Source organism: Methanoculleus methanifontis, from assembly GCF_030464365.1.
GTDB lineage: Archaea > Halobacteriota > Methanomicrobia > Methanomicrobiales > Methanoculleaceae > Methanoculleus > Methanoculleus methanifontis.
This window is the reverse complement of the sequence record NZ_VCYI01000007.1, coordinates 106,550-130,464: the sequence shown is the minus strand read 5'-3', so window position 1 is coordinate 130,464 and position 23,915 is coordinate 106,550. Positions and strand designations below refer to the sequence as shown.

Annotated in this window: 16 protein-coding genes; 5 read left to right on the top strand and 11 right to left on the bottom strand. The window is 62.6% G+C overall.

Features of this window, described 5'->3' with window-relative positions; all coding sequences use genetic code 11:
• Window positions 1-188: 188 nt before the first annotated feature.
• The 3 genes from FGW20_RS06985 to FGW20_RS06975 all read right to left on the bottom strand — a co-directional run bounded on the left by FGW20_RS06985 (window position 189) and on the right by FGW20_RS06975 (window position 2,166).
• Window positions 189-524 (bottom strand): hypothetical protein, encoded by a 336-nt coding sequence (locus tag FGW20_RS06985; RefSeq protein WP_301677368.1) that lies wholly within the window; start codon window positions 522-524, stop codon window positions 189-191.
• Window positions 511-834, bottom strand: coding sequence for an ArsR/SmtB family transcription factor (locus FGW20_RS06980; protein WP_301677367.1), 324 nt, complete (start codon window positions 832-834; stop codon window positions 511-513). The genes FGW20_RS06985 and FGW20_RS06980 overlap by 14 nt, the downstream gene beginning before the upstream one ends.
• Window positions 835-1,644: 810 nt before the next feature.
• Window positions 1,645-2,166, bottom strand: coding sequence for a PIN domain-containing protein (locus FGW20_RS06975; protein ID WP_301677366.1), 522 nt, complete (start codon window positions 2,164-2,166; stop codon window positions 1,645-1,647).
• Between the two features lie 196 nt (window positions 2,167-2,362).
• Between FGW20_RS06975 and FGW20_RS06970 the strand changes: the two genes are divergently transcribed.
• Window positions 2,363-5,158, top strand: a complete 2,796-nt coding sequence (locus FGW20_RS06970) for a PAS domain S-box protein (RefSeq protein WP_301677365.1) — start codon at window positions 2,363-2,365, stop codon at window positions 5,156-5,158.
• 69 nt (window positions 5,159-5,227) lie between these two features.
• Here FGW20_RS06970 and FGW20_RS06965 read toward each other — a convergent pair whose 3' ends face one another.
• The 3 genes from FGW20_RS06965 to FGW20_RS06955 are packed head-to-tail and all read right to left on the bottom strand — an operon-like array spanning window position 5,228 to window position 8,658.
• Window positions 5,228-6,649: a COG1470 family protein gene (locus FGW20_RS06965; RefSeq protein WP_301677364.1), complete on the bottom strand. Its 1,422-nt coding sequence runs from the start codon at window positions 6,647-6,649 to the stop codon at window positions 5,228-5,230.
• 4 nt (window positions 6,650-6,653) lie between these two features.
• On the bottom strand, window positions 6,654-7,748 hold the full coding sequence (locus tag FGW20_RS06960; protein ID WP_301677363.1) for an ABC transporter permease: 1,095 nt from the start codon (window positions 7,746-7,748) through the stop codon (window positions 6,654-6,656).
• Between the two features lie 4 nt (window positions 7,749-7,752).
• Window positions 7,753-8,658: an ABC transporter ATP-binding protein gene (locus tag FGW20_RS06955; protein WP_301677362.1), complete on the bottom strand. Its 906-nt coding sequence runs from the start codon at window positions 8,656-8,658 to the stop codon at window positions 7,753-7,755.
• Between the two features lie 483 nt (window positions 8,659-9,141).
• Here FGW20_RS06955 and FGW20_RS06950 point away from each other — a divergent pair, with 483 nt between their 5' ends.
• Window positions 9,142-10,131, top strand: coding sequence for a DUF7490 domain-containing protein (locus FGW20_RS06950; RefSeq protein WP_301677361.1), 990 nt, complete (start codon window positions 9,142-9,144; stop codon window positions 10,129-10,131).
• Window positions 10,132-10,136: 5 nt separating this feature from the next.
• The gene (locus tag FGW20_RS06945; RefSeq protein ID WP_301677360.1) at window positions 10,137-10,379 is read left to right on the top strand and encodes a DUF5671 domain-containing protein; all 243 of its coding nucleotides are present in this window, start codon (window positions 10,137-10,139) and stop codon (window positions 10,377-10,379) included.
• Window positions 10,380-10,386: 7 nt separating this feature from the next.
• Here the strand turns inward: FGW20_RS06945 and FGW20_RS06940 are convergent, their stop codons facing one another.
• From FGW20_RS06940 to FGW20_RS06925, 4 genes are all read right to left on the bottom strand, one after another.
• A complete protein-coding gene (locus FGW20_RS06940; RefSeq protein WP_301677359.1) occupies window positions 10,387-11,097 on the bottom strand; it encodes a hypothetical protein in 711 nt (236 codons plus the stop codon).
• Window positions 11,098-11,168: 71 nt separating this feature from the next.
• Window positions 11,169-11,624 (bottom strand): hypothetical protein, encoded by a 456-nt coding sequence (locus tag FGW20_RS06935; RefSeq protein WP_301677358.1) that lies wholly within the window; start codon window positions 11,622-11,624, stop codon window positions 11,169-11,171.
• A 112-nt stretch (window positions 11,625-11,736) separates the two neighbouring features.
• The gene (locus FGW20_RS06930; RefSeq protein WP_301677357.1) at window positions 11,737-13,653 is read right to left on the bottom strand and encodes an MASE3 domain-containing protein; all 1,917 of its coding nucleotides are present in this window, start codon (window positions 13,651-13,653) and stop codon (window positions 11,737-11,739) included.
• 203 nt (window positions 13,654-13,856) lie between these two features.
• Window positions 13,857-16,739, bottom strand: a complete 2,883-nt coding sequence (locus FGW20_RS06925; RefSeq protein ID WP_301677356.1) for a PAS domain S-box protein — start codon at window positions 16,737-16,739, stop codon at window positions 13,857-13,859.
• Window positions 16,740-17,007: 268 nt separating this feature from the next.
• On the opposite strand from FGW20_RS06925, the gene FGW20_RS06920 reads away from it, so the two are divergent.
• Window positions 17,008-18,948 carry a heavy metal translocating P-type ATPase gene (locus tag FGW20_RS06920; RefSeq protein ID WP_301677355.1) on the top strand — a complete coding sequence of 647 codons (1,941 nt, stop codon included), beginning with the start codon at window positions 17,008-17,010 and terminating at the stop codon, window positions 18,946-18,948.
• A 73-nt stretch (window positions 18,949-19,021) separates the two neighbouring features.
• On the opposite strand, the gene FGW20_RS06915 is transcribed toward FGW20_RS06920, so the two are convergent.
• Window positions 19,022-21,421: a PAS domain S-box protein gene (locus FGW20_RS06915; RefSeq protein WP_301677354.1), complete on the bottom strand. Its 2,400-nt coding sequence runs from the start codon at window positions 21,419-21,421 to the stop codon at window positions 19,022-19,024.
• A gap of 423 nt (window positions 21,422-21,844) precedes the next feature.
• Here FGW20_RS06915 and FGW20_RS06910 point away from each other — a divergent pair, with 423 nt between their 5' ends.
• A complete protein-coding gene (locus FGW20_RS06910; protein ID WP_301677353.1) occupies window positions 21,845-23,908 on the top strand; it encodes a copper-translocating P-type ATPase in 2,064 nt (687 codons plus the stop codon).
• Window positions 23,909-23,915 lie beyond the last annotated feature (7 nt).

The window sequence follows — 23,915 nt, the reverse complement described above, 5'->3', positions numbered from 1 at the left end:
CCCCGGTACCGGGACAGGTCGCCTTGTTATTACAAATACAATTTTTTGTTATAAAAGGTAAAATTTATTATACAATTGATTCTTACCAATACGTGGCCAGGCGACGATGGAACCTGCCTGCGCCTCGTCCGTCATACCCTGCAGCGCGCTACTGCACGTCCGTCATACACCCAATCACTTTTTAGCATTCACTCGGAGATCCCGTCGAGAACCTTCTCGATCCGGTCCACCTTTGCCTCGATCCGGTCCATCGACTGCCGCAACATCTGGAGTTCCCCGCCGGCCGCACCGCTCTTCTGTCCCGCCGCACTCGCAATCTGGTCTTCGATCCACTCCTTGAGCCTTACGACGATGATGAAAAGCAGCGTAAGGACGACGAGCATCTCGACGATCCAGACGGATCCACCGATCATGGTACGCCAGAATTCAAAGCCGGCTGCGGCACCGGCCAGACTGATCACGAACAGTGCAATGACGGCGCCCCACAGCGCCTTCAGGTAGAGTTTCCACCTATCCTGTCTCATCCTTCGACCTCTCTAATGACACAATCAAATCCAGGTTCAGCACCACCTCAAACGGCACCGCCCGGTAGCACCTCCGGAGATACGGGGGTTCGTCCGACGTCCGGCTGATCCCTTCCGCAAGACCGAGCTTCTCGAGCTGCCGGAGATAAATGGCGGCCAGCGGGCGCGATATGCCGAGCTCTTCGGCGACCTCGCGGGCATACTTCTCTTCGGCCGCGATTGCCCCGAGTACGGCAAGCCGCTGCTCGTTCCCGAGCAGGGAGAGCAGCCGCACCAGTTCGGGAAGGGTGCTGAAAGACAATGTCAACATGTGTTAATTATTTTTTACACATATGAGTGTTGCGATACCGCATCCTGTATGCCGCCGGGGTCTCTATCGTCTCGCCACGCAGAGCGAAGACGGGATGACCGAACGTATCGGGGAACCAGACGTTACGTGGAGGTCGGATTCGGGGAGAACTTCCGGGAGGCATATGCCGCCCCGGAATCGTCCGGTGGATCAGGATAGGTGGGTGTAGGAGAGCCACGTCACGCGTTCTCCCCGCCGGCATCGGATCCGGCCTTTTTTGTGATGGCATCTGCGTGGGCATCGCCCGGATCCGGTGCGTTTAGGGCAATCGCGGTACATGCCTGTGTGGTTCGGCCGTGGATGTTCTCCAGCCCGTCGCATATGATGGGAGCGCGACCGAGACCAGAAACGCTCCCGGCCCAATTAATGCGTTGCCCCTGCGGTGGGAATTGCTCCGCACCGGTATACTGGAGTCGGTCCGACCGGTGATATATTGCTGCGGCGGCCGCGGTAAGATCATTGAACCGTGCGGTTCAACCCTTTCAAGCGCCGCCTGCCACCGGTGGCGCTCCAGTTCCCGGTCTATTCTTCGTACAGGCGAATACACGGGAGATGTGCCGTTAGGTCGTAACGGTTTGACGGACCCTCACCCTGTGTTTGTCGCGTTCCGACCTTCGAACCGGGCCAGCGCCGGCGACGGCGGTCTCCCGACGAGTGCCAGGGCATCGGATATCCTGTCGGTGATCGTAAGAGTGCTGCCGGTCCTCTCCCGGAATTCCCGTGCGAGGTAAGCGGTGTGGTTGCGGTAGGTCCGGTCCCGGGTAACGAAGATCAGGTCTTCCTCGATACTGGCAAGCAGCGTCTCCCATATGAGCTCGTCGCCGATGGTATCCGTACCCGTGCTTTTAGGGGGTTGCCGAGAAGCTTGCGGCGGTGAGCCCGCGTGACGAGTTCGTCGGTCCGGCGAACGACCCGCACAACAGGGTTGCCGGAGAGGGCGTTGAACGCCCGGGCAACCGGATCGAGGGCCGGGTCTGCGATTATGTCCCCGATATCGTTGTAGAGGGCGCCGATAGCCCTATCATACTCCTCAGCGGCGCGCTGCAGCATAGCAACATTCGGGTGACCACGGATGACGGACGGCAGGCGGATCTCGTTGATCTCCCGGCTTCGCACGTCGTCCGCGATCCGTTCGAGGACGCGCGACCGGTTGCGGAGGAACTCGTCGATGATGATATCGGGTAAGACAAGGTGCTCCGCCAGCGCCCCGACATCCACAACAATCTCTTCCGGATCCTCGTCGGCCTCGTAAAGTTCGAGGAAGATATTCGTATCCATACATACGGTTGTCATACCATCGCCGGATGATGCCCACGCCGAGATAATAATTTCCGGGGTCGATGCCTTCAGCGAGTGAGAAGACCGCTCTGACACAGGGCACCGACCGGAAAAATAGAATACTATCCTCCATTTCCATGAATATCGGAATTGATGCCGAATCAAAATACTTAAGGTTTTTATTGACCATCATTTCATAAGTGAGTGGTGCATGTATCGTATTCTCGTAGTCGATGATGAACCGGCGCTTCTCAAACTGAACCGGATCTACCTGGAGCAGTCCGGGAGCATGCAGGTCGATACGTCTTCGTCGCCGCTTAAGGCTCTCGATATGCTCTCGAAAGCCCCATACGACGCCATCGTTGCCGACTACGAGATGCCGGAGATGGACGGCATCACACTCTTGAAGGAAGTTCGCAGCAAGGGCTTCTCGATACCGTTCATCGTCTTCTCCGGCCGCGGCCGAGAGGAGGTCATCATCGAGGCGCTCAACAATGGAGCGGACTTCTACCTCCAGAAAGGCGGCAACCCCTCCGCCCAGTTTGCCGAACTCCAGAACATGATCCTTCAGGCAGTCCGGAGAAGACAGGCTGAAGAGGAAGTACAGCGGGCCGGAGACCTGTATCGGAGCGTCTTCGAGCATACCGGCTCCGCCACCATCATCATCGAGGGCGACATGACGATCTCCCTCATAAACAGCGAGGCTGCCCGCCTTTCCGGCTATTCCCGGGAGGAGGTGGAAGGGAAGATGTCCTGGGCGACCTTCGTCTCGCCGGAAGACCTGGAACGGATGGCGAGTTACCACTGGCAACGGCGGACGGATCCCGACTCTGTGCCGCGGACATACGGGTTTCGGCTGGTCGACCAGGCCGGGAGAGAGAGGGATATGCACCTGACGATCGGCGACATCCCCGGGACGGACCGGTTTGTCGCGTCGATGATCGATATCACCGACCTGAAGCGGTACGAGGAGGAGTTGAACGCGGCGCACGAGCAGATAACCGCGGCGTTTGAGGAGGTAAAGGCGAGCCAGGAGTCGCTCGCGGCACAGTACCGCCAGATGGAGGATTACCAGGCAACCCTTCAGGGGATCATCGACTTCCTTCCCGACCCGACGTTCGTGCTCGGCCGCACGGGGAAGGTCATCATCTGGAACCGGGCAATCGAGATAATGACCGGCGTCCCAAAGGGCCAGATCATCGGATCGGGCCCAGAAGATGTCTGCAGGGCGATGCCCGGCCTGCAGCCCCCGCTGCTTGCAGAGACCATTCTCTCCCGGGAAGGTGGGGAGACCCTCACCCGGGAAGTCCGTATCACTTCGCCCTGCACCAGAAAGGAGGTCTGCCTCTGGGGAAAAGCGTCTCCGCTCTACGATGCGCAGGGGATATTCTCGGGCGTTATCGCGTCGCTCCGGGACATCACCCGGCGAAAGCGGATGGAAGCGGAGATCCGGAACAGGATCGACCTCGAGCGGGTGGTGAGTTCAATCTCCGCACGGTTCATCGCCCTGGACCCGGCGGACCTCGACGCCACCCTTGAGGAGACGCTCCGGGTGCTGGGGTCGCTCCTCGATGTCGACCGGAGTTACATCTTCCGCTTCTCCACCGACCTCAGTCGTGCGGAGAATTCCCACGAGTGGTGCGCGGAGGGGGTCGAGCCGCAGATCGATGTGCTCCAGAACCTGCCCACCGCCATGGTCTCCTGGGGAATGGCGCAGATCAGGGCGCGCAGGACGATCTGCATCCCCGATATCGCCGCTCTCCCGGCAGAAGCGGCGGCAGAGCGCGACTTCCTCCTGGGGTACGGGGTCGTGTCGATCGTCCTGGTGCCGATCGCGACCGTCGACGAGATCCTCGGGGTAATCGGATTTGAGACCACCCGCAAGACGCGGGCCTGGTCGGATGAGGACATCACGCTGCTTGAGATCGTCGGCAACCTCTTTGCCGACCTCTTCTCCCGGATTCGCGCACAGGAGAAGGTACACGAGAGCGAAGAACGGTTCAGGAGCCTCGTGGAGCGGTCACACGACTGCTACATACGTGCAACAACGACGCCTCAGGCGATCGAGTACATCAGCCCCTCGTGCGAGAGCCTGGTCGGATACACCCGGGAGGAGATCCTGGGCGATCCGGATTTCATCAGGCGGTTGATCCATCCCAAAGACCGGAAGACGTTCTTCGCACTGCTCCAGGAACGGGACGCGACGGCCCGCCAGCCGTATGTCTTCCGGGTGCGTCGGAAAGACGGGCGTTACATCTGGGTTGAGGCCTGTACGATCCCCGTCTACAGAAACGACGGACGCGCGGTTGCCATCGATTACGCGATCCACGACATCGACGCCTGGAAACAGACCGAGGCAGCGCTCATCCAGGCCAACAAGAAACTCACCCTGATGAACAGCATCGTGCGCCACGATATATTAAACCAGGTCACGGTGGTGCTCGGGCACATCGCCCTCCTTCGGGAACAGACGCTCGATCCGGCCGTCGCCGACACCCTCGATAAGCAGCAGGCCGCTATCGAGATAATACAATCGCAGATCGGTTTCACACGGGACTACCAGGATCTCGGCATCCGCGCTCCCCGGTGGTTCCCCATCGAGCCCCTGGTCATGGGGGCCTCGAAAGCCCTTCGGCCAACCGGGATCCAGATATCCACCGATCTCGACGGGATCGCCGTCTATGCCGATCCGCTCCTTTCTTCTGTCTTCTTCAACCTTCTAGAGAATGCTGTGCGGCACGGCAGGACGGTGACCGAGATCCGCGTCACAGCCGTGCCGGACGGCGGCGGGATCCGGATAGTCTGGGAGGATAACGGCGTCGGCGTCCCCGCGGAGCAGAAGGAGAGGATATTCGAGCGAGGCTTCGGGAGTCACACGGGGCTCGGGCTCTTCCTGGTGAAAGAGATCCTCTCGATCACCGGAATCGCCATCAGGGAGACAGGCGAGCCCGGGAAAGGGGCACGGTTTGAGATGGCGGTTCCAGAGGAGAACATCCGGTACGGATGAAATGACCAGCGCAGTTCGACGATACGACGGTGACAACCTGCGAAAAAAGACGAGCGGCAGGTTTTCGCCCTACCGCCGCCCGTATTTCCTGAACATATACCAGAGCCCTGCACCGATCCCGGCCATCACCAGGATGCCGAGCACCGCGACGTAGGACTGTTCCTTCACCACGATCCGGTACTCGTCCTCCTCTTCGTCCTGGTCGCATTTTGCCAGCGCGACGACCTTGTACTCGCCGGCAACGATATCGGCGGGCGGAACCACCGTCACCTGCACCGTCGCCCGTTCGCCGGCTTCAAGGCTCGCGACCGACGCCGGGTCGACGGTCACCCGCCATCCTTCCGGTGCGCTCATGTTGATCCCGATGTTGGTCAGCGCTCCGCCGACGCCGGCGTTTGTAACCGTCACATCGAACGTGAGGGTGTCGCCGCGGTTGATCTCGTGACGGTAACTCTTCGCGTAGGTCCGCATGTCGTAGGATCCCCGGAGCCGGAGCGTCAGGTTCTCCTCGTACTCTCTGGCAGAGGACCCGATCACCGCCGTGAGGTTGTATTCGCCGACACCCACCGAGTAGGGCGGGATGAGGTCGAGGTAGAGGGTCTTCTCCTCGCCGGACGGGATGTAGATTTCCGAGACCTCTTCGGTGGCGCTGCTGCTCTCCTTGAACCGGGCATACCACTGTTCAGGGAGACCCTGGATGGAGAGGGTGTAAGTATCGTCGTTTCTGCCGGCGTTCTTCAGGGCCACTTCATACTGCGGATTGGTGCCTATCGCCGCTACCCGGGACGGGGACTTCACCCGGATATCGGCGAAGAAGTTCTCTTTATCGAGCGGCACGATCCCGAGGTCGACCGTTCGGCCGATCCGGATCTCGACATTCTTCTTCTCCCATGCCCGGTAGCCGGGCCGGGTGACCTGTACGGTGTAGGTGCCCATCGGGGCGCCGATGGAGACCTTGCCTTCAGCGGTCGCGAGCATTCCCTCGATCCGGGTGTCGCGGTCATAGAGACCCACGTCGGCACCCTTCACGACGTTGCCCTCCTTATCCACCACAGTGGCTTCAAGCGTTCCCATCTCACCGCTGTGGGTCTTCGTGATCTTGATGTAGACCCAGATCGTGCCTTCGCCGATACCCACCCGGATAGGGTATTCACCCTCCGCAGCATGGCCGGAGGTCTCGGCCACCAGCCGGACGGTCTTCGTCTCGCCGGCCGGGATCAGCATCCGGTAGACCTCGCGGTCGTCGGCCTCGAACCGGATCTTCCAGTTGTCGGTGCCACGGAACGTCCAGTAGTTGAGGAGGCACGTCCCGGTATCACCGCGGTTCGTGACCGCGAGATCGAAGACGGCGGTGTCGCCCGCCTCGATCACCTCGCCGGGGAAGTCGCACCGGATCTCTGTGGGCATCGTCCCGCCCCCGGTTGCAGCCGACGCCGCCGGGGCGATCAGCACGGCAAGGAGGAGGATGAAAAGAATTCTTCTGCCGGTCATGGTCTCACCTGATGTCCATCCGCATGAACTTCACGTAGGCGGCGGCGAAGAAGGCCGACGGGAAGACGATCAGCGCGGCGATGTTCATCCAGACTTTGCCGAGAGCACCGGCAAGGCCGGTCGTCTCCTCGGGTGTCGTATCGTAAGGCGACTGCATCATCGAGAAGATCTGCGGTTGCGTCACCGCTATCGCAATGGTCTGGTAGTTACTCTGCGGCGAGAGGAGGTTCGAGATATCGTTGATGAGCTTCCGTTTCTCGATGTAGGTCTTCATCTCCTCCTCATACTCCCGCCACTCCGGGTCCTCGGTCCCGCCGTGTACCACGCTCTGCGAGACGCTGGTGGTGAAATACCCCCCGCTGCTCGAGGTTCGCACGACCTCCTGAGGCATGCGAGGCATCTGGGGCGGCTCGGGGGGGTCGCCCGCGAAAGCATTAGCGGCCATCATCCCGAACATGGGAAGGAGCGAGGAGACGGTGAAGAATATCACCAGGGTGTAGATCAGCGCGTTCCCGCTCTCTTTTGCGACCGTCGACATCATGAGCGCGATGGCGAAGTAGGCGAGCAGGAACCCGAGCGAGACCGCCCCGAAGACCAGGATGGCGGCAAACTCCTCCAACGTCGGTACGACCGAGAAGAGGAGGAGCATGGCAAGGGCGATGGCGAGGGCGAGCGCCATGGCGAACCCGAGCGCGCCGACACCCCCGAGTGCCTTGCCGTTGATGATCTCGTCGCGGTAGACCGGGTGGGAGAGGAGCGACTTGAGCGACCGGGTCTCTTTCTCCTTTGAAACCAGGTCGAACCCGATGGCGATGGCAAGGATGCCGCCGAGCATCGTCATGTAACTCATCATGGAGCTGAAGACGAGCATGATCGAGGGTTTTTCAGGCATCCACCCCGCGTAAGGGCCTTCGAGGTCCTGCATGTGCTGGAGTTGCAGGTTGTAGGACTCGAGCATGGTGTTGTAGGTCTCGATGCCCGAGTGCATGCCGATCGCCGATATCACGAGGAACAGGCCGAGGATGATGACAAAGCGCCTGCTGGTGATGTGATCGGAGAACTCCTTTCGTGCTACGTTGAACAATCGATCGAGTGCCATTCTGTCACCTCCGGTAGGCCGCCATGAAGACGTCCTCTATCTCAGGCTCCTCGAGGCGCATCTCCCGGACGTGCAGTCCCTGCTCGAAGAGGGACGCGGAAAGCCGGTCCCGGATATCGGCCTTCGCCCGGACGACCGCACGGTTTCCGTTCCTCTCGATATCGATGACCGCGGGGTCGTCGATCGCCGGCAGGTGCTCCCGGGTCTCGACGACGATACGGACGGCATCGCCGTCTGAGGGTGCGAGCGCCCGGGCGACCTCTTCGAGCGTCCCCTGCGCGGCAAGTTTCCCTTTTGAGAGGAGCCCGACGGTCCGGCAGACCACCCGGACCTCGGAGAGGATGTGGGAGGAGACGAAGATCGTCTTTCCCTCGCCGGCGAGGTGCTCGACAAGTTCCCGGTACTCCCGGACGCCCTCGGGGTCGAGGTTTGCCGTCGGTTCGTCGAGGAAGAGCACTTTAGGATCGTTGATCAGCGCCTGGGCGAGCCCGAGCCGCTGTTTCATGCCGCGGGAGTACTCCCCGGCCTTCTGGGTGACCCCGTCGAGGTGGACGAGTTCGAGCAGTTCGGCGATCCGTTCCTTCCTCGCTTTCGCATCCATTCCGTAGAACCGGGCGAAGTAGTCCAGGTTCTGCTCGCCGGTCATGTTCCCGTAGAACCCGACGTCTTCGGGGAGGTAGCCAATGGTCTTCTTTACGTTCAGCGGGTCGTTTGCGACCTCGATCCCGTCGACGAAGCACCGGCCGCCGGTGGGCTCGATCATGCCGGTGAGCATCAGGATCGTCGTGCTCTTCCCCGCTCCGTTCGGGCCGAGGAAGCCGAATATCTCGCCTTCACCGACCTCGAGATCCAGGCCATCGACGGCCGGTTTTCCGTTATATACTTTCGTGAGGTTTTCCGTTCGTATCATATCACACCCCCGCCGGTGCTGTTCTGGCGGTGTCTTACTTGCAGACTATGACACTCTCTTATTAACGTTTTCTGTGACAATCGTCTACACTTCGGGGAGTGATCACGATTCCAGTCTCTATGGTTTTACGATTATCCCGACAGAGTCCTGAGATGTACCGTGAATCAGGCGCTGGACTGCGTATCGGTCCTCGCGCGGCACCAATCATACGTCCTCTAGCGATGTCCCCCGAGGATACGGGTCATGCTCAAACCTCGTTTCGGCGTTTGGCGACAGAATATAGGGAAGATTGGGTGATAAAGCGATGGTAAACTACGAAAAAAATCGAACCTACCCGGGGCAGGCGTTCGGAAACCGGCAAGGCAGCGGTTTGTATAACGAGCGTCCACGCCTTCCAACCGACCTTCTTCCTTAAGACCCCCTGGAGAGGGTCGTAATGCAAAAACCTTTTCTCTCACGGGCCTGAAGGTTCTCCTGATTGCTATGAGAAGGTTATTCGGTGTGGTCGTCGTGCTCCTCTTCCTGGTGCTCGCAGCCGGATGCGTATCATCCCAGCCCCAGGCGGGCTACGTGACGATTCGGAGCGTCGACATCAGCATCCCGGACGGCCAGCCGCCGTCGAACGTCACGCGGGTCACAGCGGTCCCCTACCTCGACGCGGTCTACGCGGATGTAGACGGCGTCGACCTGCAGGTCATTGCAAAAGAGGCCGGGACGGATATCGTCGTCGAGGAGACGGTTCGCTCCATCGGCACCCTGGCGTCGGGGAGGACGGCGAAGGAGGAGATCACGCTCACGCTCGAGAACGGCCGGGGTTACGATATCTGGGTGACGATCTGGCAGGACGGGCGTATGCGGGAGTCGGGTTCGGTGAACGTCTTCCTCCCCGACAGGACAGTCGCCACGCAACGACTGGCCTACTCGCTCCTCACCGTCTCCGCGATCGATGTCATGACCCCCGACATTGACGCCGACCCGATCACGCTCGATATCATCACCTGGATCGCGAACAGCGGCAGCGCTTCCGGGAACCTCGTGATGGAGATCCGGGCGGTCAACCTCCAGACGGGGATCACGGCCGTCCGTGAGTCCCGGCCGCTCGGGACGGTTCCCGGTGACCTGGGCGCCGAAAAAAGGGTGAGCATCGCGGTGCCGAACGGCTATGATTACGAGATCCGCATCCGGCTCGTCGAGGACGGCGCGGCGTTTGCAACCAGCACCGGCCGGATCACCCTGGCACCGCCGCCGCAGGTGATCCTCGCCGACGGTGCGGTCTTCAGCCCCGCGAAGAGCACATCGCCGGTCGCTCTCTCGACACCGGCTCCCACCCCTGGAAAGCCGTCCTCCGCGCAGGTCGGGCAGTTCAGGGTGCAGAGCAGCGGTGCGCCGACACCGACGTACTCACCCGGGTTTACCGTCGGGCTCGCCGCCGCCGGGCTCATCGGCGCCGGGTTTTTGAGACGGAGGAAATAGGCGTGGTGCCTGAGGGTCTCACGGCGTGGAAGGCCTACCTCTACGCCGTCTCGTTCATCGCACTCATCGTCGCGATCCTGGGTGGCGTGAGCCTCCTTGCTATCGCAGTCGAGGTCTTCGTCTACCCGGCCCCCCAGCCCTACCCGGTGCCGCACTACTACCCCGAACTTCCCGGGAGCGTGGCGCAGGTCGTGGTGGGGCTCATTGTCTGGGGGTATCACTGGATGCTGCTCAAAAAAGAGCACTGAAAGGGATTTACCGTTGCCGGAGGGATCTCGCGGCAACCAGCAGTCCCGCAATCGCCCCCGCCGCACCGAATCCGGGGAGCGGGGTGGGCGATGTCTCCGCCGGGAGGGAGGAGGCATAGGGTGCCGGCTGCACCCGGGTGTAGACGTGAACCGTCCCTCCCGGCGGCGGCAGGGGCGGGAACTGGTGCCGCGACATCGTCCCTCTCTCCTTATCTCTGAAGACGAACTCTTCCGGAGGCGGGAGCGTGGTGTTCACCGCGACCCGGAGGGTGCCCCCCTCGACGACGCCCGCAAACGCGTTGTCGATGTAGACATCCTCCCCGTCAGCGCCGTAGATCAGGTACCAGCCGGTCTCGTTCACCTCCGCGCCCGGGACGGGCCGTTCGACCTGACAGAACTGCGGGAAGAGGTCGATCGTCTCCCCGGCGGCCGGGGCCCGTTCGATGAACCCGGTATACATCAGGCGCTCTCCATCACGGATGGTATACTCCCGTGCAGGCGGGGCCGCCGGGTCCACCGCCACGACAAGTTCGGTATCGGCGATCGTTCCCTTATACTCGCCATCGAAGGAGACCTCCGCACCGTCGCCGTTGAACCAGTGAACGACGTACTGCCCGGTATCATCCTCCCCGACCGCTGCCGCTGGGAGAGCCGTGGCAAGGAGGAGGACGCACGCGAGGCAGATTGTTCGCGTCGCACCTCCGGCTGAATGGTACATAAAAGAAGAGAGGGGAGAGCACCATATATCGTTTCTGTGCCGTCCGTCTACCGATCGGGTGCCCCCTGCCGTCACGCACTCTGCGCCACGCCGTAGACGGTTCCGTTCCACTCGCAGAGGGCATACTTTGCGAGGATCTGCTGCATCTCATCCGTCGTTATGCGAATCGAACTGCACATCCCGTGCTCTTTCCCGAACGGGCTATACGATGAACGGGGATCGAGCCAGAGAAGTGCGTCGAAGAGGGGGCCTTTCGAGACCAGGACACGCTTCTCATCGAGGATCAGCGCGCCGAGCGCCGGGTGGTCCCGGAAGTCCGCTTCGGCGAGGTGCGTCACGGAAGCGGCGTCCACAGGCGCTTCCCGGGGAAACGCAGCAAGGTGCGTCTCGTCGATCAGGTTGTTCCAGTGAAGGAACCCGAGGCCGATGACGCACAGGATGATGAGGACGACAAGTGCCCCAAAGAACGGACCCCTTCCCCATTCCAGATCTTCCGTCGTTTTACCCGGTTGTCCGTTTCCTTCCATCCTTCACCACCATCCGAGCAGCCCTCAGGGAGCGCGGCTGCCGTTTTCAGTGGAAGAGACTGGGCCGCCGGGCTATATGAGGATTGCGCGGCCGGGGGAAGAACCGGGACTCCTATTCCCTCTCGCCCTCGAACCGGTACGCCCCGTTCGGCACGGTGATCTCGAACCGGGCACCCGTCCCGGATCTGCCGGTCTCCCGGATCGTCATCCCGGTGATCCCGAGGATCCCCGCGACCAGGAAGAGCCCGTGGCCGTACCGCCGCTTATAGGCCTCGCGGAATATCGCCTCCTTCTCGCCGTCCGGGATGCCGGTGCCGTCGTCCTCGCAGAGGATCAGCAGGTCCGGCCCGGCCCTCGTGCACGAGAACCGGACCTCCGTCACACTTCCGCCGTGGCGGACGGCGTTGTCGATGAGGTTATAGAAGACCTTCTTCACCATCGGGTCCGCGTAGATCTCAAGGCCCGAAAGGTCGGCGCGGACGTCGATCCCTGCCGGGAGGGCGAGATAGGAGACGCTCTCCGCGATAAGATCCTGTGGCCTCTGCCAGATGGGCGCCGCGACGCCCATGTCCTGGTAGTCCCGGCTGAACTCAATCTGCTTCTGGATCTCGTCCACAGCGGCATGGGCACGCTCCAGACAGGTCTGGAGCCCGGGATTCCCGCTGTCCTCCCCGGCAAACTCGATGTAGGCGCGTGCGACGGTGATCTGGTTGAGGATGTCGTGGCGGGTGATCCCGGCGAGGAGGTTCAATTTCGCGTTCGCTCTGACAAGCGCCTCCTCGGCGTGCTGCTGCTCGGTGATATCTTCTCCGGAGCTCAGGATCCCGCAGACGGCACCGTCTTCGTCACGGAGTACGGTGTTGTGCCACGCGATGATCCGTTCGCCGCCGCCTACGGTGACGATCAACATCTTCACGTGCTCGTTCACCCCGATCTCGCCCTGCATCAGTTCCGTGAAGAGCGCACGGAAACGCTCCCGCTCCACCGGCGGGATAAACCGCTCGGTCCAGGGCTCGCCCACGGCCGCATCCGCCGGGCAGCCCAGGACCTCGGACGCACGGCGGTTGATGAGAGCGATCCGCCCGTCTTTATCGAGAACAACGAAGAGGGCTCCCGCGATGTCCAGATACTGTGCGAGCCGGTTCTTCTCCCGCCTGAGCCGCTCTTCGCTCGATTTCAGGCCGCTAAAGACCAGTGCGTAGGGCTGCCGGATCCCGGTTTCGACGAACGCGACGTAGATGAGCCCGAACGAGAGTACCATCAGGAGATGGCCGATCATGTTCGAAAGCCCGTAGACGCTGATATACAGTGTAAAAGCAAGTTCCGAGGCGATCATCACGAGGACGGCCGCGATCAGGTGGGCCGCCACCCGGGGCGAGAATGCGTCCCGCACCCGGTAGACGGCGACCGCCCCGAGGGCGAGCAGCGCCGCTATGATGTACTCGCTCCAGACCTTGAACGGCGTCAGCCCCGACCCCTCGACGTAGCAGTCGGGAAAGACCGGAACGGCGAAGATCGAGAGGAGCAGGAGCACGGTAACCCCTGCAAACGCGGCAAACACCCCCCGGGAACCGGGGTTTCTGTGGAGCAGGAGGGGCGCGGCAAGCAGCGCCCCGGCGAGGAGGTAGCGCGAGGCGATCCAGAGTTGCGTCGGGAGGTTCGCGTCATAGCCGACGAAGATCCCCATGCCGTCATACGCGAGGGTGTGAACCAGTTCGATGCCGGCCACGAAGAGCAGCCCGGTGCCGGCGACCAGCAGGTAGCCGTTCTCCCGCATTGTCCGGGCGTTCCACGCCACGATGAAGACGCCCAACGCAATCGCGATGGCGACGAATTCGGCAATCGTGTGGAAGAGGAGGTAGCTGTACAGGCTCGTCGCCGCGAGGGCGACCAGAAGCACCGTAAGGAGAGTGAGCGAACGCCAGACGCCGGATTCCGCGGCCCCCTGTTCTATGCGGCCCCATCGGCTCTCCGCTCCGCTCCGGGCTGCATGCGCCGCTGTTTCTGTCCGCATAAAGTTGTTCTGCATGGTTTCCGGCTCCGGGGTGGGGTACGGCGGGCCGCCTCCCGGACGTCCCGCCCAAGTATTATATTACCAATAATATATTTCATGAAACATTAATGTATCGAGTAAAAAAAGCATCGCTTATGGGACATTTCAAGTAAAACAGGGATTATATCCAGACAACCGGGAGGCTGGCTCGTCCGGGGATCGAGATCCCGGAGAGACCGTTACACCAGTTCGTTCCTTCGGAGGAACTCCCGGATATCACGGGACTCAACCCACCCCTCGTCAAGCTGCTTGACGATCGCGTTGATCCGCTCAACTTGCTCCCGGATCTTTGCCGACATCGCTTCATCGTCGGCCAGATCAGCCATGCCGAGGATCACCTGCAGGGGCAGCCGGATATGGTCCGCGAGAACTGCAAACTGTTCGATATTCTGCTCGATCTGGTAGAATGCCTGCAGTCGCATATCCTCGTAGCGTACCCTATCCGAGACGTCCCGACCAACGATCTGCACGCCCACAACGAGGCCGTCTTCCACGATCGGAGACTCGTTCAGTTCGAGGAACGCCACCGACCCGCCTTTGCGGCGGAACTCGACCTCAAGCCCCTCGACCGGTTCGCCCCGGGAGATCCTCTTTCGCCCCTCCTCCCAGAAGGGGAGAGACGAGGGGACGACATAGTCGTGACACCTGTGGCCGATGAGTTCATTGGGAGTATAGCCAAGGATGCGGGTCACCGCCGGGGAGATGTAGGTTATCCCCCGGTCATGATGGCAGGTGTAGATCATATCGAAACTCCGCTGCGCTATCTCGCGGAACCGCTCCTCGCTCTCCGCAAGAGCATTCTGCATCTCCCGCCAGTCGGTGATATCCTCCAGCATCGCGATGACCAGACCCCCCTCCCCGGAGTCGCGAAGCAGCGACGTGGTCAGCCGTCCCCAGATGATTTTGCCGTCCTTCGTCAGGTAGCGCTTCTCCTGGCGAATACCCTTCATCAGAGCGGTCTCCTGGTGGAGGGAACCGGCCGCCTCCCGGTCGGGAGGGTAGATCAGGTCGTATGAGCGCATGCTATACAGTTCGTCCTCGTTGTAACCAAACATGCGGACGAGCGCCGGGTTCGCCTCCATGATCCGCCCGTTCTGGTCGATGAGCGCGATCCCGGTGCCTGCCTGCTCGAAGATCCCCCGGAACCACTCTTCGCTCTTGCGCAGGGCAAGTTCCGCTTTCTTCTGCTCGGTGATATCCTGCCCTGTGACAGCCAGCATCCCGGCCTGCGGCCGGTAGATCTGCAGGTCGTACCATCGTCCGGTTCTCGGCTCCTGCAGCCGCCGCTGCATCGGAAGACCGGTCTCTGCGACCTCCCCGTAGAGCGCACGTGCCCCCTTTGTGATCGCCGGAAAGATATCGAAGAGCCGCTGTCCGACCAGTTCCTCCCGGCTGCGGCCGAATACCTCGGCCGCTTTCTCGTTCAGCTCACTGATACGGTAATCGACGGGATTCCCGACGTCGTCCCGGACGACCTCGTAGAGGGTGTAACTCTCGAGCATCCGTTCAAAGAGAAGGCGGTACTTCTTTTCGTTCCTCCCGAGAGCCTCGTTCGCCCGCATCCGCTCGATGACCCGGCCGAGCCGACCGGCAACGGCATCGATCAAGCGGCGTTCGCCGACGAGAAACGCCGCACCGTCGTCTTCGGGCCGCGGGTGGCGGTAACAGACCTCCACCCACCCGGCGATCCGCTCCTTAACGACGATCGGGCTCTCCTGCCGCCACGGGCTTTCGACAAATCCAGCCGACCGGTACTCTCGGCCGTCGACCACGATCCGGGCGGCGGCATCCTCTGGATGGAGCCAGCCGGCCGGGAGGATGACGGCAACATCCCGGAGAACCTCTTCAACCGATGTCCCGGACCGCTCGATGACGCTGCTCACGGCGTAAAGCGTCGCAAGTTCCCTCACGCGGTTGTCCAGGGCTATCCGCTGCTCCCGCAGCATCTCTTCAGCCCTGCGTCGTTCCGTGACGTCTTCTGCGATGACAACGAGCCAGTCGTGCTGCGGCCGGTACACCTTCAGTTCGTAGAAGGAGCCGGTTTCAGGAGTTGAGACCTCACGGTGCACGGTCCTCCCGGTTGCGGCAACCTGGTAGAAGAGATCAAGCGCAGAGGTGCCGATCGCCGGAACGGCTTTCAGGAGGTCCTCTCCAACGACCTCTTCCTGCGGGCGCCCGAGATTTTCGGCGGTTTTGCGATTGACCCAGACGACCCGGAAACCGGTCGGGTTCCCCGAGCCATCACGGAGTATCTCGAGAAGAAGGCCGGCGTCCGGCATCTGGTCGAAGAGGAGACGATATTGGTGCCCGGTTGGTGCAGCCGGAGCCTGTGCCGGCGCGACGGCCACGCCGAGCATCGTGGCGACGGCACGGATGAGGGCATGCTCCTGCGGCAGGAACGGATCGTCTCTCTCCTCCGGAACCCTCCGGAATCCTCCGGCTTCCTCTGGAACCCTCCGGCACTCAACCACGAGGTATGCGGGTGAACGTGCTCCCGTACCAATCCCGGCAACAATCCTTCCGGGTTCCGGAACCGCCGTTCCGGGCACTATCCGCACCGACACCAGTTCCGGGTGGCGGAACCCGCCGGGCAGAAGGGCGGCCGTCTCCCGGAAGACCTCATCTGCATCGGCTCCGCCCTCGATTGCGCGGGCGACCGCGGAAAGAGTCCAGAGTTCCTTCGTCTGCCAGCAGGGTTCATCCCGACCGGTGACATCGAGATCGACCCCGGCCCAGAGAACGACCCTGCCCGCGGCGTCCCTGACCGGGATGCCCCTGCTCGCGATGGTGCGATATCCACCGTCGGCATCCTGGATACGGTAGTTGCACCTCCACGGAAGACCGGCATCGTTGCAGCGTTCCCACTGGGCGGGCATCGTCTCGGCGTCCTCCGGATGGAGGTTGCCCGCCCATGTGGGATCAGAGCGCTCTTCGAGCGTCGTCTTCCGGAGAGCAGGCGCTACGCCGTCGGGCCCGCTGATCCAGATCCTGCAGGGGATTGCCTCGTCGGCAGGCTGGTCCTGGTTATCCGGAGCGGTCGCGGTGAAGTCTTGTGACGGCATGGTTTAACACTGAAGGGAAGTCGGGGAGGGGGACGGAGATTGACGGCAGGCAGTCACCCGGGCATGCTGTGCTGGGGGTGATCGTTCCGATCAATTGGGTCGATCTCTTCATAATGATTCTGTTCTGTGAAAGGATGACCCCCATTTGAGCGATCGCGCCGGCGACAGGTCGGGGCATACACCCGGACACCCTTTAAGTGAGACGCAGTTAAGGTAGTAGGGTCATGACAGACACCTGCGCCCGAACGACTCCGACCGGAGGCAGGCCGTGACGGAGCAGGAGGAGGGTTCGTCCTGTCCCCGCTGCCGGCTAGGGGCCTCTCCGGTCCAGAGAGCGGTCGTCGGCCGCCGGGAGATCGCGGTCTTCGGGGTTTCGGGCGTCCTCCTCCTCGCGGGGATTTTTGTCGAGTACTTCACCCCATACCCCTTCGCCGGGACGGCCCTGCTGCTCGCCGCCGCAGTCATATCCGGCTACGATGTCCTGAAAACCGGATTCTTCGCCCTCATCCGGCTCCGGTTCAGCATCGCCGTGCTCATCACGATCGCGGCGGCAGGGGCGTTCCTGACCGGAAACCCTGCTGAGGGGGCGACCGTCCTCTACCTCTACGCTGTCGCCGAGTTCCTGGAGGAGTACGCGGCCGGGAGGGCCGAACGCTCGATAGCCTCACTCCTCGATCTCGCGCCGCAGACATCCCTGGTCAGGCGGGACGGCAGCGAGGTGATCGTTGCGGTCGACGACGTCGGCGTCGGGGAGGTTGTAATCGTCAGACCGGGCGACACCGTTCCGCTCGACGGCATCGTCGTTGCCGGCGGATCATCGGTCGACCAGGCGGCGATCACCGGTGAGAGCGTCCCGGTGGCAAAGGAGGTCGGGGACGGTGTCTACGCCGGGACGCGGAACGTCGACGGGTACCTCGAGGTCCGGGTGACGAAACCGGAACGAGAGAGCACGATAGCCCGGGTCGCCGCCCTGGTCGCGGAGGCCCAGGCCCATACCTCCCCCACCGAAGCGTTCATCGAGCGGTTCTCCCGCTACTACACGCCGGCGGTCATCCTCCTTGCCGGCCTCCTCGTCGTGGTCCCGCCGCTCGCCTTCGGCGTCCCGTTCTTTGATGCGTTTTACCGGGCGCTGATCCTGCTCGTCATCGCCTGCCCCTGTGCGCTCGCGATCTCCACCCCGGTCTCGATGGTCTCGGGGATCACGACCGCGGCGCATAACGGCGTGCTGATCAAGGGCAGGGACTCGCTCGAGGCCGTGGGGCTTGCCCGGGTGGTCGTCTTCGACAAAACCGGGACGCTCACGACCGGGAGGCTCGAGGTGGACGACGTGATCGGGTTCGGGGTCCTGGAAGCGGAGGTGCTCGCCGTCGCCGCGTCGCTCGAGTCACGCTCCGGCCACCCGATCGCGGAGGCGATCAGGCGGCGGGCGGAGGAGGAGGGCGCCATTCTCCGGGATGTCGAGGAATTCGTCTCGATCGCGGGGAGAGGCGTCCAGGGGCAGATCGACGGTGCGGCCTACGCCCTCGGGAACGTTGCACTCTTTGCCGACGAAGATGAGCAGGCATGGCAGGCAGCGTACGACCGGCTGGAGAGTGAGGGGAAGACCGTCGTTCTCGCCGGCACTCCCTCAAGGGTGATCGGGCTCATCGCTCTCTCGGACGTGGTGAAGAAGGATGCAGAAACGACGGTTGCCACTCTTCGGGCGCGGGGCATCAGGACGGTGATGCTCACCGGGGACAACGAACGTGTCGGTGAGGCGGTGGCCCGCCGAATCGGGATCGACGAGTGCCATGCCGGGCTTCTGCCGGAGGATAAGGTGGCGATGGTCGAGCGGCTGATGGACCGCTACGGGCTCGTGGTGATGGTCGGCGACGGCGTGAACGACGCGCCGGCGCTCGCACGGGCGAACGTCGGGGTCGCGATGGGGGCGATAGGCTCAGACGTCGCGATCGAGGCGGCCGATATCGTGGTGATGGAGGACGACATCTCGCGGGTCGCCTACCTCGTCGCCCTCTCGGAGAAGACGGTCGCGGTCATCCGGCAGAACATCACGGCAGCGCTCGTGGTGAAACTCGGCATCGCCGCACTCGCGGTCTTCGGGCTGGTCACCCTCTGGATGGCGGTGGCGTTCGGAGACATGGGGCTCTCGCTTGCGGTGATCGCGAACGCCCTCCGGATAGGCCGGTCGGGTGCCGGCAGCTCCCCGTGAAACCGCGGAAAAAGAGACGAAGTTATTCAGATATCAGGGCCTTCTCCGGCACCCTGGGAGAAATCCGGGCACCTTAAGCACACTTCCTGCGTCCGGCCTTCCTGAGGGTGAACCGGAACGCCGCGCCCTGCTCCGGAACCCGGTCTTCGACCCAGATCCCGCCGCCGTAGCGTGCAGTAAGCATGCGGCAGATCGAGAGGCCGAGGCCCTGGCTCCCCCGCTGGCCGCCCTCCCGCTCGAACCGGAAGAAGATCGCCTCCTTCGCGTCCTCCGGGATACCGGGGCCGGTGTCGGCAACGGTGACGATGACGGTCCTTTCATCCAGATCCTCGACCGCCACCGTGACCTCGACACCCGGCCCGCCGTGCTTTGTGGCGTTGCCGATGAGGTTTGTGAAGACCTGGGGCAGGAGATCGTCGGCGAGAACTGTCACCGGTACCCCATCGTAGTGGATACAGAGGTCGGGGAAGTGAGCGAGTTCCTCCCTGATCACGTTATCGAGATCAAGGGGCGTAAGTCCGGCCCGGGTCTCGTGGATCTTGCGGATGGTAGCGACGTTTGCGGTGATCTCGATGCTCTTCCTGATCCCGTCCTTCAACTTCCGGGCATGCCGGGCCGCCTCCCCCTCGAGCTCGTCGATGAGGATATCGGCGTAGATGTTTGCGACGTTGTCGGCGTTCCGGATATCATGAGTGAGGATGTCGAGGTAGAGGTTCGCCTCCCGGTTCGCCACCTCAAGCCTCCGGTAGAGCATCCCTCGCATGATACCGATCCCGATCTCCCGGCCGACCGCTTCGAGGAGAGCGTGCTCGTCATGAGAGAACGATCCCCTCTCCCTGTTCCCGAGGAGGAGCATCCCGACGACGTCGGACTCGACGACGAGCGGGATGCAGGCGAGTGCGGCAAGCCCGAGTTCCCGGAGGAGATGCGACCCGGAGGCGCTCGGGCCGCGATCCTGCTCAAGGTAGCAAGGGAGGCCGGCCGCGAGGGTTTCAGCAAACGACACTCCCAGGATCTCCTCTGCCTGCTCCAGGAACACATCCGGCATGTTGCGCCGGCACCGGAGAGTTGCCTCCCGCTGCCCGGCATCGATCCGGTAAACGGCGCCGCTGTCATAATCGAGCAGGTCAAGCGTCTGGTTGAGCGCCTTCTCAAGCAGTTCGTCGGATGTCCGGGCCGATGCTGATGTGCCGATGATCCTGTTCAGCAGCAGGAGGTGGCGGTTCCGTATCTGCACCTGCTCCTCTGCCTGCTTGCGGTAGGTGACGTCCCGCATAACGACCTGAACCGCGGGCCGCCCCTCAAAAACCGTTCGGGTGCCCCTCCCCTCGATGGGGACCGTCGTCCCGTCAAGCCTGACAACCAGCAGCTCGATGAGCGGCGTCTCCTCTCCCTGGAGATCCCGCGCGGAGAAGGCCTCGACAATCTCCCGGGCGTCCGGGTGGACGATATCAAGGATAGCCTTCCCGAGGACTTCTTCCGGGCGTGAAGCGCCGAGGAGCCTCATGCCGGCGGGATTGGTGAATATGATCTTCCCGTCGCGGTGAATCAGGGTCGCTTCAGCGGAGAGTTCAACGAGCAATCGATACTTCTCCTCGCTCTCCCGGAGTTTTGCCTCCATCTGCTTTAAGGCGGTGATATCCTGAATCCCGGCAAGGAATCCTCTGCAGGTGCCGTCGGCGTCGACGATCGGGGTGGTTGCCATCAGCGTATGTACGCGACCACCGTCTTTACGGATCAGATCGATCTCAAAGACCTCGCGCATGTTCAGGTCCAGGTTCTGCAGGTACTCCACCAGGCACCCGGCATCCACCTCGTCGACGAAGAGAGAAACCGGCTCTCCAATGATTTCGGCGACCGGGTAGCCGATGGTTTCGGCCAATTTCTGGTTAGCAAAGACCGCAACGCCCTCCCTGTTGATCACCCCGATGGCCTCGTTGAGGTTCTCGACGAGGAACCGGTACCGGTCCTCGCTCTCCCGCAGGATCTCTTCCATCCGCCTCTGCTGGGGAGTATCCATGAGCCTCTCCTGACCGCCGCCCGGAGGAACCAGGGCGCCGGGAACAGGGCAGCCCTGGATCTCGAAGGGTTCGGGAGAGAAGCGGATGATCCGCATGCCCTGAAACGGCCCTTCTTCAACAACCCTGCATGAGCAGCAGACCCGCTCTTCTGCACCGCTGGACGATCGTAGCGTGCACAGGACGTTTGCAGCCCGGGAGAGGTCGGAGAGGGACGCCAGGATCATTGCCCTCCCTGAATCCTCGTAGATTCGGGGCGCCAGCGTCCGGCGGAAAAATTGAACTGCATCCGTCCCGCAGACAGCGTCCTGATCGATTTCGAGAAGGTGGCGGAGGTGCCTGTTGACGCAGGCTACCCGGTTATCGGAATCGACGACGAGCAGCCCCTCATCGAGCGCATCCAGAATAGCGGTGTGCGCAGAAATATCGCCGCATGCGGGCTTGCGTACGTGCATTGACCAGGATCACCCTCTCATTTACACTCAGGGGACTTCTATATTCTACATAGATAAAATGTTCCCAGGCGATTCAAACGGATCTGGACCGTCTTTAGAGAAATCTGAGGAGACTTGCTGCTCCTGTGGATAAATTTATCCGGCTACGAGCAGTATGCTATCCTCCTGAATTTATAAATATGTCCATTTCCTCCGGGAGGTCTGCGATCTCTCCGGCGGCGGATACGCGAGTCAACTGCTCTTGCAGCTGCGCCGTGACCGACAGTCCCGGGACGCGAGGGTTCATGTGGGTCTCTCGTGCCCCCATAGCCGGTATATTTACATCCCCAAACGACCTGCATCTCCTGCTACTGGCGGATGCCATCGTCAGGCGGCGGACAAACTCCGGCACCGCCGCACGCGGGGCGGAACCGACGAAGAAAGGTGTTCGAGGCGCAGGGAGGTATTGATACGGACCACAATCACGAGCACGCCGGACGACAGCACGAAACACAACTGGCGGAGGCGAGCCGGCAGAAACCACCGGGGACCCACCGGCCCGGGCATGGCACGCACCGCCACGCCCTCGACGACTTCCGGCGGCGGTTCGTCGTCTCGACGATACTGACGATTCCGATTCTCCTCCTCTCGGAGCCGGTTCAGGAACTTCTCGGGATAGTCATCCGGTTCCCGAGCTCGGACTACCTGCTCCTCGCTCTTGCGACCGTGGTCTATCTCTACGGCGGCCGTCCGTTTCTTACCGGCATCGTGAGCGAACTCCGGGCGCGGATGCCCGGGATGATGACGCTCATCGCCGTCGCGATCACCGTCGCCTACGTCTACAGTTCGGCGGTCGTCCTCGGTATCGTCGGCGAAGAGGGGTTCTTCTGGGAACTCGCCACCCTGATCGACATCATGCTCCTCGGGCACTGGGTGGAGATGCGCTCGGTTCTCGGGGCGTCGCGGGCGCTCGAGGAACTCGTCCGGGTCATGCCCTCTGAGGCGCACCTGCTCCGGGACGGGGGGACGGACGACGTGCCCGTCGACCGGCTCGAACCGGGCGACCGGGTTCTCGTCCGGCCCGGAGAGAAGGTACCGGTGGACGGCACGGTGATCGAGGGCACGACGAGCGTCAACGAGGCGATGCTCACCGGGGAGTCTCGCCCGGTGGAGAAGCGCCCGGATGACGAGGTCATCGGCGGGGCGGTCAACGGCGAGGGCTCGATCGTCGTGGAGGTCCAGCGGACGGGTGCGGAGACCTATCTTGCGCAGGTGATCGACCTTGTACGGAAGGCGCAGGAGAGCAGGTCGCGGACGCAGGACCTCGCGGATCGGGCGGCGTTCCTCCTGGTAGTGATCGCCCTCTCGGTCGGTGCGGTGACGTTCGCGGGATGGTTCGCCCTCGGGGAGGGGACCGGATTTGCGGTGGAGCGGGCCGCGACCGTGATGGTCATCACCTGCCCCCACGCGCTCGGCCTCGCCGTCCCACTCGTGATCGCGGTCTCGACGGCGCTTGCCGCAAAGTCGGGGTTCCTGATCAGGGACCGGAGTGCGTTCGAGCGGGCAAAAGACCTCACGGCGGTCGTTTTCGACAAGACCGGGACCCTCACGACAGGGGTATTCGGTGTCACGGACGTCCTCGCCTTCGGCGGCGCGGCAGAGGAGGACGTGGTCGGGACGACCGCATCGGTTGAGGCACACTCCGAGCACCCGATCGCCAGGGGCATCGTCCGGAGCGCGGAGGAACAGGGAATCGCCCTGCTCACGGTAGAAGGGTTTCGGGCAATCCCGGGGGTCGGCGTCGAGGCGACGATCGGCGACCGAACCGTCCGGGTGGTCGGTCCGGGTTACCTCACGGAGCGGGGCATCAATACCGGGAACAGTGGAATTGAGACGCTCCAGCGGCAGGGCAAGACCGTCGTCTTTCTGCTCGAGGACGACCGACTCACCGGAGCGCTCGCGCTCGCCGACATCATCAGGCCGGAGTCGGGGGAGGCGATCCGCCGGCTCAAAGAGATGGGCGTCCGGTGTATGATGCTGACCGGGGACAACCGCGACGTCGCCGCGTGGGTGGCAGGGGAACTGGATCTCGATGAGTTCTTCGCCGGAGTTCTGCCCCACGAGAAGGCGGAGAAGATCCGGGAGGTGCAGCAGCGCTACCGTGTGGCCATGGTGGGCGACGGGATCAACGACGCCCCTGCGCTCGTCGAGGCAGACCTCGGGGTCGCCATCGGGGCCGGGACCGATGTAGCCGTGGAGAGCGCCGATATCGTGCTCGTGAGGAGCGATCCGCGGGACGCGGCGGCGGTCATCGACCTTGCAAAGAAGACCTACCGGAAGATGCTCGAGAACCTCCTCTGGGCGACGGGCTACAACACCGTCGCCATCCCGCTCGCCGCCGGGGTCTTGATCGGCGCCGGGATCCTTCTCACCCCGGCGGCAGGGGCGGTGCTGATGAGCGCAAGCACGGTGATCGTCGCGATCAATGCCCGGCTGCTCCGGATATGAGCGATCA

Bases quoted from the DNA above. Each gene is read 5' to 3' on its own strand.
- FGW20_RS06985 (WP_301677368.1), bottom strand. From the start codon at position 524: ATGAGACAGGATAGGTGGAAACTCTACCTGAAGGCGCTGTGGGGCGCC.
- FGW20_RS06980 (WP_301677367.1), bottom strand. From the start codon at position 834: ATGTTGACATTGTCTTTCAGCACCCTTCCCGAACTGGTGCGGCTGCTC.
- FGW20_RS06975 (WP_301677366.1), bottom strand. From the start codon at position 2,166: ATGACAACCGTATGTATGGATACGAATATCTTCCTCGAACTTTACGAG.
- FGW20_RS06970 (WP_301677365.1), top strand. From the start codon at position 2,363: ATGTATCGTATTCTCGTAGTCGATGATGAACCGGCGCTTCTCAAACTG.
- FGW20_RS06965 (WP_301677364.1), bottom strand. From the start codon at position 6,649: ATGACCGGCAGAAGAATTCTTTTCATCCTCCTCCTTGCCGTGCTGATC.
- FGW20_RS06960 (WP_301677363.1), bottom strand. From the start codon at position 7,748: ATGGCACTCGATCGATTGTTCAACGTAGCACGAAAGGAGTTCTCCGAT.
- FGW20_RS06955 (WP_301677362.1), bottom strand. From the start codon at position 8,658: ATGATACGAACGGAAAACCTCACGAAAGTATATAACGGAAAACCGGCC.
- FGW20_RS06950 (WP_301677361.1), top strand. From the start codon at position 9,142: ATGAGAAGGTTATTCGGTGTGGTCGTCGTGCTCCTCTTCCTGGTGCTC.
- FGW20_RS06940 (WP_301677359.1), bottom strand. From the start codon at position 11,097: ATGTACCATTCAGCCGGAGGTGCGACGCGAACAATCTGCCTCGCGTGC.
- FGW20_RS06935 (WP_301677358.1), bottom strand. From the start codon at position 11,624: ATGGAAGGAAACGGACAACCGGGTAAAACGACGGAAGATCTGGAATGG.
- FGW20_RS06930 (WP_301677357.1), bottom strand. From the start codon at position 13,653: ATGCAGAACAACTTTATGCGGACAGAAACAGCGGCGCATGCAGCCCGG.
- FGW20_RS06925 (WP_301677356.1), bottom strand. From the start codon at position 16,739: ATGCCGTCACAAGACTTCACCGCGACCGCTCCGGATAACCAGGACCAG.
- FGW20_RS06915 (WP_301677354.1), bottom strand. From the start codon at position 21,421: ATGCACGTACGCAAGCCCGCATGCGGCGATATTTCTGCGCACACCGCT.